This window comes from Promicromonospora sp. NPDC060271 (genome assembly GCF_042726755.1).
In the GTDB taxonomy this organism is placed as follows: Bacteria; Actinomycetota; Actinomycetes; order Actinomycetales; family Cellulomonadaceae; genus Promicromonospora.
This window is the reverse complement of record NZ_JBHXBG010000016.1, coordinates 1-12,303: the sequence shown is the minus strand read 5'-3', so window position 1 is coordinate 12,303 and position 12,303 is coordinate 1. Positions and strand designations below refer to the sequence as shown.

Genomic DNA, 12,303 nt, shown 5'->3' with positions numbered 1-12,303 from the left:
GCACAACGGACGTGACTGCCTTTGTCGTACCTCAACCTCGGGATCGTCGCCCATGTCGACGCCGGTAAGACCAGCCTGACCGAACGCCTGCTGCACCAAGCGGGCGTGATCGACCGCCCGGGCAGCGTGGACCGCGGCGACACCACCACCGACACGCTCGCGCTGGAGCGTGAGCGCGGCATCACCATCCGCGCCTCGGTCGCGTCCTTCCCCGCGGGGGACGTCACCGTCAACGTGCTGGACACGCCGGGCCACCCGGACTTCATCGCGGAGGTGGACCGCAGCCTCGCCGTGCTCGACGGCGCCGTGCTCGTGCTGTCCGCCGTCGAGGGCGTGCAGGCGCAGACCCTCGTCCTGATGCGCGCCCTCCAGCGGCTGCGGCTGCCGGTGATCGTGTTCGTCAACAAGATCGACCGGCGTGGGGCCCGCCCGGACGCCGTGGCCGACGCCGTCGCACGCCGCCTCACTCCCGACGTGCTGCCGGTGCAGCGGGTGGTGGCCGCCGGCACGCCGTCCGCCCGGGTGGTGCCGCTGCCGGACGACGGTCTGCGCGCCTGGCTCACGGGCGAGTCGCGGCAGGGCGCCGCCCACCCCGTCCTGTTCGGGTCGGCTGTGACGGGCGCCGGTGTACCCGAGCTCGCTGCCGCGCTGGGGGAGTACCTGCCGGTGGTGGACCGGGTCCCGACAGAGGAGGACGCCGATACCGAAGCGGCTGCGGACAGCTCCGGGCGCGCGGACAGGCCGTCCGGCGTCGTCTTCGCGATCGACCGCGAGGGCGGCCGGAAGCGGACCTTCGTCCGGATGCGGTCCGGCGCGCTGCGGGTCCGGGACAAGATCGACCTGGGGCACGGCAGGGCCGAGCGGGTCACGGGTCTGAGCGTCGCCCACCGTGGGTCGCTCGAACCGCGGGACCAGGCCGCGGCCGGCCAGATCGCCGTCGTGCAGGGGCTCTCGGCGGCGCGGGTCGGCGACGTCGTCGGGCGCGCTCTGCCCGGGGACGAGCGGGCGAGCCAGTTCCCGCCGCCGTCGTACGAGACGGTGGTCGGCGTCGCCCCGGGTGACCGCGGCCGGCTGTACGCCGCGCTCACCGAGCTGGCCGAGCAGGACCCGCTGATCCGCGTGCGGCGGCGCGGCGAGGAGGTCACCGTCTCGCTGTACGGCGAGGTCCAGCGGGAGGTGCTCGCCGCCGTCCTGCAGCGGGAGTACGCCGTGGACGCGCGGTTCGGGGAGGTGCGCACGGCACGCCAGGAACGGCTGGTCGGCACCGGGCACGCGCTCGAGGTGAAGAAGCAGGACGGCAACGAGTTCCTGGCCACGATCGGGCTGCGGGTGGAACCCGTGCCGCCCGGGTCGGGAGTCACGTTCGACCTGGAGTGCGAACGCGGTTCGATGCCGCCGGCCTTCTTCGACGCCGTCGAGGACACCGTGCGCCGGGAGCTGGCCCGCGGGTCCCTGCGGTGGCCCGTCCCGGACGCCCGGGTGGTCATGACGCACTCGGGCTACGCGCCCCGGCAGAGCCACATGCACCAGAAGTTCAACAAGGCGATGTCCAGCACGGGTGCCGACTTCCGCGGGCTGACGCCGCGCGTGCTCGCCGCCGCCGTCCGGCGGGCCGGGACGGTGGTGTGCGAGCCGGTCCACCGCTTCGTCATCGAGATGCCGGACGACGTCGTCGGTTCGGTCACGTCCCTGGTCGGACGGCTGGGCGGGATGCCGATGGAGTCGGACGCCGGGGCAGGGACCGCCGTCCTGCGGGGCGAGATCCCGGCAGGGAGCGTCGCCGCGCTGCAGCGGGACCTGCCCGGGCTGACGCACGGCGAGGGGGTGTGCCAGACGGTGCACGACCGGTTCGAGCCGGTGGCCGACCGCGGTTGACCATGCACCTGCTGCCAGGATGACGTCGGTCCTGGCAGCAGGTGCCTGGTCATCCCGGCGGCGCCACCAGATCGACGACGACGCCGTAGTGGTCGCTCGCCCACACCCCGTCCACGGGGCGGTCCAGGACCCGCCGGCAGTCGGCGACGGCCAGGGTCGGACCGCGCAGCCCGCTGCGGACCAGGACGTGGTCGATCTTTCGCGACACCGCCGTACCGAAATCGCCGTCGCGGACCAGGGGGTTGGCCAGCTCGAACGTATGGCCCGGATCGTCGGGGTGTGCGTACTCCCAGGCGTCCTGGTAGCAGACGCTCAGATGCCGCGCCGGCTGCCGGCCCCGCCAGAACCGCATGCTGGCCGAGTCGGGAGCGGCGTCGAAGTCGCCGAGCACCAGCGTATGGACGTCGCGGCTGCCGAGGTGCTCCTCGATCGCCCGCGCGACGAGCACCGCCTGCTCCTCACGTTCCAGCTCGAACGGGAGGGGCCAGCTCGGTTTGTGGTGCACCACGAGCATCGGGCCGAGAGGTGTGTCGAGCTCGACGAGGACGGCGGCACACCAGGGCAGGGTGCGGCGGCTGCGATTACTGATGCGCAGGTCGATCTCGGTGACGAGCCGGTGGGGCCAGCGGGTAGCGAGGGTGCCCGCGACGCCGTCGTTCGACGGGCGGGAGAAGTGCGTGAGGTGATAGCCCGGCCCGATCAGGCGCTCCAGGACCTCCGGCGCGTCGACGGGCACCTCCTGGAGCGCGACGACGTCGGGGTCGAGGGCGCGGATCGTCTCGCCGATGAGCGGATGCCGTTGGTCCCAGCCGGGGTTGCCGGGGCCGAACACGTTCATGGTCAGCGCTCGGACAGTAGGTGTCGTGGACTGTGCGGTGGACTGTGCCATCACCTCATCGTGCAGCGATCGCGTGCCCCTTTCCAGCAGAGATCGCTGTGGCAGGCCTTCAGCCGCGCCGGTGTCTCCAGTAGCGTGTAGGCGAGGCCGGCCCGGCAGGAGCCGGTTGTCCGGACCTGGCGAGCGTACCGAGACAGGGGATCAGCTCATGCAGTTCGAGGGACCGGCCGAGTTGATCGGGTGGGCGGCGCGATGGGCAGAGGTACTGGGCGCCGTCGGAGCGGTCCTGATCTTTCTGATCGCTCTGTACATCGCGATCCGCGAGTCGTGGCGCGCGCGGAAGGAATCGGCTCGTGAGCGCGACCGGCTTCGTGAGGAGCACGATGTGGCGACCGAGCGACCTGGGAAATGACACGGCAGTTACACCGGAGCACGAGAAACGGCGACCGACACTGCACGACGTCGCAAGACGTGTGTGCAGGTCAGCCGCCGTTTCGGGGCATCTCAGCAGGTCACGAGGGACCAGCGATCAGATGTCGTAGGTCAGACAGTGATTTAGCCTCTGACCTGGGCAGACGCCTCGGTTTCGGGCGGGAGTTCCACACTGGTTACACGAAGCAACGAGTCGACGGCCTTCCGTGTGCGCTTGTCGCTGCCCGGCATGAGGTGCGTGTACGTCCGCAGCGTGAAGCCGGGGTCCGAGTGACCCAGGTACTCGGAGACGGCCTTGATGCTCTCGCCGTCGTGCAGGAGCGTGCTCGCGTACACGTGGCGCAGCATGTGGCAGCCGTTGTCCCGCTCGACAGGGACACCAGCCTTTTCCAGTGCCTTCTTCCAGATGAACGGGTTGAAGTAGTTCCGGTTGAGCGCCTTGCTCTCACGCGATGTGATCACGAGGTTTGCCGTCGTCGGCGGGCCATCCGTGGTCTTCCAGGGGAGAGTCACGGACACGGCCGGATACTTCGCCAGGTGGTCGTTCAATGCATCGTGCACGGACTCGGGCAGCGGAACCTCGCGGACCTTCTCGAACTTCGGTAGGGCAAACGCTTGGCGGTTTCCGTTGTAGAGCTTCACCTGTCGGTTGACGGTCACCCGGCCCCGCTGGAAGTCCACGTCCTCAACCGCCAGGCCGAACACCTCGCCTTGTCGGAGCCCGAGACCAACGGCGAGCGTCGCCACGAGCTGGTAGCGCTCGGGCAGCTCAGCACGGACCGCGAGAACCCGCTTCGGCTCCCACGGCACGACACGTCGACGGGTTGCCTTGGGAGGGCTCACCGATGGTGCCTTGCAGGGGTTCTTCCTGATCATCTCGTCGGCCACCGCAGCCGACAGAACGGCCGAGACGTTCGTGAAGATGACTTGCTGGTAGGACGGGGCGAGCTTGCTGAGGCTCTTGAGCCATGCTTGCATCGTCGAGGGCTTGAGGGACGCGAGCGACTTGGACCCAAGGACCGGGTAGGCGTGGAGGCGCAGGCGCAGTTCCACGGCGTTGTGCGTCGAAGCATCGAACGTTTGTGAACTGAGCCAATCGTCGGCGTACTCCTTGAAGGTGACCTTGCCAGCATCGGCAGCGATGTACTCGCCACGGAGCTTGTCGCCCTCCATCGCGATGACGTAGTCCTCGGCGAGGCCCTTCTTCGGAAACGACTTCGACGGCTGCCGGTCCGTGCCGGGCTCGCGCCAACGGGCGAGGTAGAAGGTCTTGACCTTGCCGTTCTTAAGAGTCCGGGTGCGCTTCTCGACGGAGCCCATCAGGCGGCACTTTCCATGAGCCAGGACCGGACGGTGTCCGGGTTGTAGCGCAGGTGACGGCCGACGCGAAATGCGGTCGGGCCGGTGCCCATGGTGCGCCACCGGTACAGCGTGGCCACGGGGATACGCAGGAAGTCCGCGACTTCCTCGATGGTCCATAGCGACTCGATACGCGGGAGCTGGTTGGGCTCTCTGGCCTGCCGGTTCTTCGTGTTCCTCATGACCCCTGCCCCTTCTCTAAGCCGCCACGGTGGCGGTTGCCGAACGGCTATCCACAGACCCAGGTGGACCCGGTAGGCCCTGGCCGATGGCCTGTTTCGCCGCGTCGTACTGCGCGCGACGACGGATGTGTTCCTGCAAGCTCGCGGCGATCACGGCCGCGTAGGTGTAGGTCCCTGCCTCGGGTTCCCGCCAGACGTACCGAGCGCGCCCATCAGTGGTCTCCTGCGTGGTCGAGAGCCGGTCAGCTTCCTCCGCCTCGACCCCGGCAGCTTCGAGGGCCTGACGCACGACAGCGGCACGGTCGGCGCGGTGTTCGGTCAGGGTCTTGCCCGACCAGCCCCGCGAGACCAGGACCCGGCGCCCACCGAGACCGAGGTTGTCCCGCTCGTGAGCTGGGGACAGACACTTGCCAGGCTGGAGACCAGGACCGGCGTTCTTCGGCTGGACTCCGTACCGCAGCCAGTTCGCACAGGCGGGACCGCAGGGCAACACCCTCACGTGAGCGTGGAGACGATCAATGTGCTTGTCGTAGGCGACCTGCTGAGCGGTCGGAGCGTCGTCGTCGGCGTCAAGCTCGTGACCGGAGTAGGTGCCCGCGACGGACTTGGTCAGGTACTTGCACAGGTACCGCACCGCCCGGTCAGAGTCGGGGGTGCCACCCAACAGGCCCTTGACGTCGACCTGCTTGCCGAGGCGTACGACGTGGGCGGGGTGCACGAGCTTGTCTGTCGCGGTCTTCCAGGTCGGCAGGGCCGTGCCGGTGTGGGGGTCGCGGTAGCTCGAGGTGTCTTCGTCCCAGACCGGGGCGACGTCGTGCTCGGAGTAGACGACATCGGCGTCGGTGCACGGCGGCCACCAGGCGGCGAAGTAGGACGCGGCGGCGACCTGCTTGACGATCGCGCGGGGGATGGTGCCCCGGATCGCGGCGTGCAGGTGTGGCGCGAGGCGCTTTTGCGGTTCGACGGCGGCGAAGTACTGGACGTTGTACCCGGCGCAGCGTCGGAGGTTCTGGATGAAGCGGTCCACGACGCGGGAGAACATTAGGGCGTCGAGAGCCGCGGTGCGGTAGTCGTAGCGGTCCGGGTTCGCGGGGACACCGGTACCGGGCGTGATGCGGCCGTAGGAGCCGAGCGTGAGCGTGAGGAACATCGAGGGCCGGAACGTCTGCCCGGTCTTGGGGTCGGTGAACGTGCGACCCACGGTGGAGCCGTCCATCTTGCGGGTGGGCAGTTCAGGGACATCGGGGAGGCGCGAGGTAGACCGCGTGGTGCGGTCGGGGCCCTCAGCCGTGGCCCGGGCGGGCTTCTTGTCGTTGTTCTCGTCGTCGCCCGAGTCGGTGTCGGTGTCGGTGTCGGGGCGCTCGGGCTCGTCGTCGCGGTGCCAGCCTTCACGGCACTGGTACATCCGCAGACGACGAGCCTTGTCGGCGCAGCCCTTGCACTTGGCCTCACGGGTGGAGCCACACGGGATCGGCACGAGCTGGGTGGTGCCGGTCTCGCGGTCGTGCACCGCACGCACGATGGGGGAGGTGCAGACCCCGTTCGCCTCGGCACTGGCCCGGGCCATGTCGCGCGCAGCACGTGCAGCGTCATCGACGGACAGGCCACCGGTACGGGTGTCGAGGTCGGTGCGGAACGAGACCATCAGGCAGCCACCTCCAGGCCGGGCAGGTTGAAGGTCCCCTGCACCGGGCGACCACTCGGGACATCAGGGGCGATAGCGTCGTTGCGGTCAGCACCGGCCCAGAAACCGGCCGTGGTTTCCTTGCTGGCGACCTCGCGGGCGCAGGCAGCAGCGACGGGGCAGGAGGCGCAGACACGGGCCATGTCAGCCCGAGCGGAGGCCGTGGGGTTCTCGCTGATCCAGGGCAGGCCCACGTTCACGGGCCGGGCGCAGGCAGCGCCGGTCAGGCGGTCGGTGCTCATGCCGTCGCCCCCGGCAGGTCGAGGCCCGGCAGGGTGCTCTGCATGGACATCGGGGCGACCCGGGTACGAGGACGAGTGGAAGTGCGGACCGGGCCAAGGACCGGCGCAGGAGGGGCGGACGGCGATTCGGCCGGCCGAGGCTCAGGAGCGCGGGCGGGCTCCGGGACCGGGGCGGGCTCGGGGTCGGCGGGGGTCTCGATAGCGGGCACGGGCTCAGCAGCAGCCACCTCGGGCACCGGCACCTCGGCAACCTCAGTCACCGCCAGAGGCAGGGGCTCGGGCTCGACGACGGCGCGGTCTGCGACCACGAGGGAGGCGAGGGCGTGCGTCGAGGTGAGCACGGACAGGGGAGCGAGGGCGACCAGGACGACGCCAACCAGGGTCCGCAGTTCCGGGCCAACGTCGTAGGCGTGCGCAGCGTTCGCGCCGATGGACACGACGGTGAACCCGAACATCAGGGTCCAGGCCCAGGCCGAGGAGTGCCCACGGTCGCGCAGCACGAGGGCCACCAGGCCGTAGACGAGCACCGAGGCGTCGATGACGACAGGCACCAGGAAGGCCAGGGCCTCCGGGACCCGACCCCAGAGAGCGGCGTCCCTCAGTGAGGCGAAGGACAGGGCGAACGAGGCCAGCGCGACGGCGAGGGTCAGGACGACGGTGAAGACGAGCACAGGCCGGGAGTCGGCCGCGATCCGGGCCACAGGCCCAGGGGTGCGGTTCATGATCAGACCTCCTCAGTGGATGCGGCGGGGGCAGCGGCCGGGCGGGCAGTGCGGGGCGCGCGAGGGGCGCGGGGCTTGCGGGGAGCGCGAGGCTTGCGCGGTCGGGGAGCTGGAGCGGTCTCGGGGGCGTCGTCGGGTGTCTCGACGGCGGCCAGGCGTCCACCGGCACGGGCCCAGGCGTTGGCCGCATCCATCCCGTCACGGGGCGCCGGAGCAGCCGGAGCGGCCGGGGCGGGTGCGGGGTAGGTCTGGGCGACGTGGCGGATCAGGTCGTCGGACCAGTAGTCGAACCGGATCAGCGACGGCATGCCGTCCTCGCCCACGAAGTACGCGGTACCCGGCTCGCTCTGCCCGATCTCGTGTGCAGGGGCGAGGCGAGCCTGCGGGCCAAGCACCATGTCCGACTCGATGTCGGAGTCCAGGCGCAGGGCGATCTTCTGGGGGTAGAGGTTGCGCTGTCCCACGGCTTCCTGGCGGGGGTTCTGCACGCAGGCCAGGACGACGACGCCGAGCGCGCGGCCCTGGGTCAGGATCTTGGACATGAGCCGGTCGGCCTCGCGGCGCACGTCGAACTCGGCGTAGGCCATCAGGTCAGCGAGTTCATCGATGACCAGGACGTGGAGCGGGTCGCCGGGGGTGGGGACGTGCAGGCGGGAGAGACCGCGCATGGTCTCCTTGCGGCGGTCGATCACGGCCAGCAGCTCACGCAGAACCTCGACGGCAGCCTCGGAGGCGTAGGCGACGCGGGAGAACAGGGCGCGGCCCATCTCCAGTTCCACGCCGCCCTTGAGGTCCAGGCCCCAGAACTGCACCAGCCCCGAAGGGACAGCGGGAGCGAGGTTGCCGACCACCGACCACAGCGCGGAGCCCTTACCGGCACCAGTGGCACCGACGACGAGGGTGTGTTGTCCCCGGACCTGCACGCAGGCCGGGAGCCCGGCACGGGAGCGGCCCACGGGCACGTTGTCCGGGGTGGCGTTCTCGACCCCGGGCACCGAGGCAACGGCCGGGGCGATGGTCGCCGTGGTGAACAACCCCAGGTCCAGCACACCGGGCTTGACCTTGGACGGCTCGAAGCCGTGGGCGCGGAACGCGGTGCAGATCGCCGGGGCAGCCCGGTACAGGTCGTCCGGGGTCTGGCCCGTGTAGGTCTCGATCCGCAGCACCACCGCCCCGGGGGCACGGCGTACGTGCACCAGCTTGGAAATGACGGTGGTGCCGTCCGGGCGACGGGTCGACAGGCCGCAGGACTGCGCGACCTTGGGCCAGGCGTCGCGGACCTTCCACGCGTACATCGTCAGCAGGTACCGGCGCGGGGCGAGCATGGCCCAGGTGCCCATGAACAGGCCCGGCAGCAGGAACACCGCGACCAGGAGGACCGGTCCGGTGATGCGGTCGCCGGGCAGGTCGGCCAGGGTCAGGACACCCCACCACGCGAACGCGAGCAGGACACCCAGGGTCACGGGGAGGGGGTGCTTGCCCGCCCAGGTGAACAGGCCACGGGCGAACATCCAGATCCGGAAGGCGATCCACGCCAGGACCCGCCAGAGGCGACCAGCCCAGCCGGGACGGTCCACCGTGACGGCGCGGAGCCGGGCGCGGGCCGTGGTGATCTTCGAGTTCCAGGCGGTACGGATGCCGCCCGTGGCCAGAGTGTTCATCGGTCTCGTGTCTCCTTCTCGAGCTCGTCGTTGACCCTGAGCCAGGCGTTGTGCGCGGCCTCGTGCGCGTCCTTGACGGCCGTAGCGGCACTACCGAGGGCCTGGGCGAGGTCCTGGTCGAGACCGGTATCGGTGACCCAGCCCTGCATGCGGGTGACCATGACGCGGGTGGTCTCCAGGTCGTTGCCCATCCCGTTGAGCATTTCCGGGTAGTCCTTCTTGGTGATCCGTCGGTTGAACATCAGCGGTCCTCGCTCTCAGCGGTCAGGCGGCGGGCCAGGTCTTCGCGGGCTTCGCGGACCTTGACGGCCAGGTTCTGAAGGTTCTCCAGGGCCGGGTCGTGTGCGTTGGTGACCCGGCTCAGGTCGGCCAGCGGCTCGATACCCAGGTGGATGTCCCCGTGGGCTTCCCCGAGCCAGTGCAGCGAGGTCTCCAGCGCCCGGACCGCACGCCGGTTGACCTGCCGTGTCGTCTCGTCCAGTGCCATCAGCTCTGTCCCTTCCGGTTTTGCCGGCCGATCCAGCGGCCGGACTCGTCGTAGAACTCGGGGCGCTCGGCCCGGTGCGCGGTCGACGCCGCGAGACTGACCTGCGTGTGCAGGTCTTCTGCCTGCTCGTGCATGCCCTGGACCTGCTCGGCGGTGCCGAAAAGTCCGGAGCGGTCGAGGGTCCGGGCAGCACCACCCAGGGCGGTCACGGCCTCGGACAGGTAGGTCGCGGCGTTCGCCAGCGACTCGGCGCGGGACATCAGGCAGCCACCCCGGCAGCGGACCAGTCCCGAGGGGCGAGCTGGGGCAGTGCCCCCAGGGCCAGCGGCGCGGACAGGTACACCGAGAACGGGCCCGAGGTGCCCATCCAGGACGAATAGCCCTCCGGGCGGCGCTCGTCCGGCTCGACGTCCACGCGATCCCGGCTCAGCGTCGACTTCAAGCCGAGCAGGTGCACAGCCGCTTCGACCGCGAGAGTGTCCAGCGTGGTCAGGTGCAGCTTCGTGCCCTCGACGCTGACGTACTCGACACGCCCCGTCCCGATCAGGTCCACGACATAGGCCGCGAACCGCAGCGCCTCCCCCGTCGAGGGGGCGGAAACCGAAGCCTCCGCCACCCCCGACGACACCGTGTTGGTGCTCATGGGTCAGGCCGCCTTGGGCTGGACCTTGGCCCCGGACATCTCCGCGATGCCGGACGCCTCCCACGAGGTCGACAGACCGTTGTTGCGCTTGTCGACGCGGACCGAGGCAACCAGGTCCTCGAACTTGATCGGGGAGAACAGAGACGGGGCGGGCATCTCGCGCGCCGGGACCGTCACCTTGACCGACTCCGTGGAGACCCGACCCCACGACACCGACTGGTACACCACCTCGACACCCCACAGCGGGGCACCCGTGTTCTCGTCCCGGGCCTGGATGTCGCCCGGACGACGCTTGCCGTCGGCCGTCTCGATCCACTCGTTGACCGGCTCCACAACGCCGGTCGCCATCATCTGCTGTCGGTTGCTGTCCACTGCGAACGTCGCCATCTGAACGTCTCCAATGTTGAGGGGTCTAAACTCCGACCCCGCTCGCCGACCGCTCGAAATTGAGGGGTCTAAACACGAAGGTAGACCCGATCTGGCGCGCCGTCAAGGGGTCTAAACTCGGGAGGCATGAGCGCAGAGGACTTCGAGCACGTCAGAACGGATGCTGACCCCATCCGTCAGGCCCGGCGCGCCACGGAGCTTCTGGTGGTTTATGGCCAGCGAACCACCGAGCTCGCGCGTCTTCGCAAGGCAGCGATCGACCGAGCCCATGACGAACTCGGAATGTCGTACACCGAGGTCGCGAACAAGGTCGGTATCTCAAAGGGGCGGATCACCCAACTCCGCAAGAGCGCGCCGCCCGTCGAGCGCGCCTTCTTCGGCGTCGGGCCTGTCACCGTGGCAATCCCACTCCGAGCGATCGGGGATCGCCCCAACGGCGTTATAGCTGCTGAAGACGACACGGCCGCACAGCGCATGACAGGGATGCTCGAATCGCTCAGCCTCGCCTCTGACATCTTCCAGATACCAACCACCGGTGAATGGGACCCACCCGTCGACGCCGTAGCGATTTGCGGGCCCAAGTCCTCCCATGTCACCGCCGAAGCGATCGAGGCTGACCCGCACCTCACGTTCAAGCCCGACGCCGAGGGTCGATGGGTCATCACCGACCAGACGACCGGCGACGTGTTCGTCTCTCCCTTTGACATTGACGACCCCGCCCGAGACATCGCCTATGTGGCCCGGCTGAACCGACGCGGCAGAGTGCTGCTCGTCGTCGCGGGTGTGCATGCGATCGGGTCGGTCGGGGCAGTGGAGTATCTCCGGCGTAACCTCTCTGAGCTTTACACCGCCGTAGGCGATGACCCGTTCTCCCTGGTGGTGACTAGCAAGTTTGACGGCACAACCGTCGAGGACACGACCGCCCTTTGGGGCCCGAAGGTTCACTCGTGAGCACGTCGCGTAAGGCGCTTCACGCGACTCTCGTGGGCGGCACGAACAACCAGGACCGGTACGTGATCGGCGATCAGTTCGCCGTAGTGCTCGACGGTGCGACGTCATTCGCCGGAGATCGATCGCACGACCCGGGTTGGTACGCCGAGCAGCTCGGGCGAGTGCTCAGTGTGGTACTTCCGCTTGGCGGTGCCCTGACTGACGCCGTCGAGGAAGCCATCCGTGCTGTGCGTGACACCCACGGACTGACGCCCGGAACCACGCCTACCAGCACCATTGCTCTCGCGCGTTGGTCGGATGATGCGTTGGAGACATACGTCCTCGGGGATAGCTACGTAGTAGTGCTCCACAGCGACGGCACAGAGGCGGTCCACACCGACGAGCGCTTGGACTCCGTTGCTACCCGCGAACGCGCCCGGTACCAAGAAGGCTTGGCCGCTGGGCATGGTTACGGGGAAGAACACCGGGCGACGCTCATGGAGCTGCAGGCCGAGCAGGCGCGGCACGTCAACCGGCCAGGCGGTTACTGGATTGCGGGAGCCGAGCCAGCAGCAGGTCAACACGGGCTCACGAGCTCCGAGCCAAGAGCGGGTGTCACAGCCGTGGTGCTTGCCAGTGATGGTGTCGACGTCCTTCGGCATCCGGGAGCAACCACGTGGGGCGGCGTCTACAAGGCGGCCAACGAGCACGGACCCGAACGTGTTCTGCGACAGATCCAGGACGCCGAAGACACGGACCCGAACGGCAGCCGCTGGCCTCGTGCCAAGCTCCACGACGACAAGACCCTGGTAGCAGTGCCCTTCGCTTGACGGAAGCCGCTGCCGAATTGACCTCTTAGAG

The 12,303-nt window shown here is 69.2% G+C and carries 16 protein-coding genes; 4 read left to right on the top strand and 12 right to left on the bottom strand.

Translation table 11 applies throughout. From position 1 onward, the window contains the following. Positions 1-21 precede the first annotated feature (21 nt). Positions 22-1,875, top strand: coding sequence for a GTP-binding protein (locus ACFWE2_RS04370; protein ID WP_377222992.1), 1,854 nt, complete (start codon positions 22-24; stop codon positions 1,873-1,875). Between the two features lie 49 nt (positions 1,876-1,924). On the opposite strand, the gene ACFWE2_RS04365 is transcribed toward ACFWE2_RS04370, so the two are convergent. Continuing rightward, a complete protein-coding gene (locus tag ACFWE2_RS04365; RefSeq protein ID WP_377222991.1) occupies positions 1,925-2,764 on the bottom strand; it encodes an endonuclease/exonuclease/phosphatase family protein in 840 nt (279 codons plus the stop codon). A gap of 157 nt (positions 2,765-2,921) precedes the next feature. On the opposite strand from ACFWE2_RS04365, the gene ACFWE2_RS04360 reads away from it, so the two are divergent. Next, entirely contained in the window at positions 2,922-3,125 is a 204-nt protein-coding gene (locus tag ACFWE2_RS04360; protein WP_377222990.1) for a hypothetical protein, read from the top strand. 143 nt (positions 3,126-3,268) lie between these two features. Here ACFWE2_RS04360 and ACFWE2_RS04355 read toward each other — a convergent pair whose 3' ends face one another. The 11 genes from ACFWE2_RS04355 to ACFWE2_RS04305 are packed head-to-tail and all read right to left on the bottom strand — an operon-like array spanning position 3,269 to position 10,512. Then, a complete protein-coding gene (locus ACFWE2_RS04355; RefSeq protein ID WP_377222989.1) occupies positions 3,269-4,465 on the bottom strand; it encodes a tyrosine-type recombinase/integrase in 1,197 nt (398 codons plus the stop codon). Continuing rightward, on the bottom strand, positions 4,465-4,686 hold the full coding sequence (locus tag ACFWE2_RS04350; protein WP_377222988.1) for a helix-turn-helix domain-containing protein: 222 nt from the start codon (positions 4,684-4,686) through the stop codon (positions 4,465-4,467). The genes ACFWE2_RS04355 and ACFWE2_RS04350 overlap by 1 nt, the downstream gene beginning before the upstream one ends. Positions 4,687-4,702: 16 nt before the next feature. Next, positions 4,703-6,331: a replication initiator gene (locus tag ACFWE2_RS04345; RefSeq protein WP_377222987.1), complete on the bottom strand. Its 1,629-nt coding sequence runs from the start codon at positions 6,329-6,331 to the stop codon at positions 4,703-4,705. Beyond that, positions 6,331-6,612 carry a WhiB family transcriptional regulator gene (locus ACFWE2_RS04340; RefSeq protein WP_377222986.1) on the bottom strand — a complete coding sequence of 94 codons (282 nt, stop codon included), beginning with the start codon at positions 6,610-6,612 and terminating at the stop codon, positions 6,331-6,333. Before ACFWE2_RS04340 ends, ACFWE2_RS04345 begins: the two co-directional genes overlap by 1 nt. Beyond that, the gene (locus ACFWE2_RS04335; RefSeq protein WP_377222985.1) at positions 6,609-7,334 is read right to left on the bottom strand and encodes a DUF2637 domain-containing protein; all 726 of its coding nucleotides are present in this window, start codon (positions 7,332-7,334) and stop codon (positions 6,609-6,611) included. The genes ACFWE2_RS04340 and ACFWE2_RS04335 overlap by 4 nt, the downstream gene beginning before the upstream one ends. A gap of 2 nt (positions 7,335-7,336) precedes the next feature. Next, complete coding sequence (locus tag ACFWE2_RS04330) at positions 7,337-8,995, bottom strand: FtsK/SpoIIIE domain-containing protein (protein ID WP_377222984.1); 1,659 nt, start codon at positions 8,993-8,995, stop codon at positions 7,337-7,339. Continuing rightward, positions 8,992-9,237, bottom strand: a complete 246-nt coding sequence (locus tag ACFWE2_RS04325; protein ID WP_377222983.1) for a hypothetical protein — start codon at positions 9,235-9,237, stop codon at positions 8,992-8,994. Before ACFWE2_RS04325 ends, ACFWE2_RS04330 begins: the two co-directional genes overlap by 4 nt. Continuing rightward, positions 9,237-9,482, bottom strand: coding sequence for a hypothetical protein (locus tag ACFWE2_RS04320; protein ID WP_377222982.1), 246 nt, complete (start codon positions 9,480-9,482; stop codon positions 9,237-9,239). The genes ACFWE2_RS04325 and ACFWE2_RS04320 overlap by 1 nt, the downstream gene beginning before the upstream one ends. After that, complete coding sequence (locus ACFWE2_RS04315; RefSeq protein WP_377222981.1) at positions 9,482-9,742, bottom strand: hypothetical protein; 261 nt, start codon at positions 9,740-9,742, stop codon at positions 9,482-9,484. Before ACFWE2_RS04315 ends, ACFWE2_RS04320 begins: the two co-directional genes overlap by 1 nt. Then, positions 9,742-10,125, bottom strand: coding sequence for a hypothetical protein (locus ACFWE2_RS04310; protein WP_377222980.1), 384 nt, complete (start codon positions 10,123-10,125; stop codon positions 9,742-9,744). Before ACFWE2_RS04310 ends, ACFWE2_RS04315 begins: the two co-directional genes overlap by 1 nt. A gap of 3 nt (positions 10,126-10,128) precedes the next feature. Next, complete coding sequence (locus ACFWE2_RS04305) at positions 10,129-10,512, bottom strand: hypothetical protein (RefSeq protein WP_377222979.1); 384 nt, start codon at positions 10,510-10,512, stop codon at positions 10,129-10,131. Between the two features lie 126 nt (positions 10,513-10,638). On the opposite strand from ACFWE2_RS04305, the gene ACFWE2_RS04300 reads away from it, so the two are divergent. Together ACFWE2_RS04300 and ACFWE2_RS04295 are read left to right on the top strand one after the other, a co-directional pair. Beyond that, on the top strand, positions 10,639-11,463 hold the full coding sequence (locus ACFWE2_RS04300; protein ID WP_377222978.1) for a hypothetical protein: 825 nt from the start codon (positions 10,639-10,641) through the stop codon (positions 11,461-11,463). Continuing rightward, on the top strand, positions 11,460-12,272 hold the full coding sequence (locus tag ACFWE2_RS04295) for a hypothetical protein (protein ID WP_377222977.1): 813 nt from the start codon (positions 11,460-11,462) through the stop codon (positions 12,270-12,272). Before ACFWE2_RS04300 ends, ACFWE2_RS04295 begins: the two co-directional genes overlap by 4 nt. The last annotated feature ends 31 nt before the right edge of the window (positions 12,273-12,303 follow it).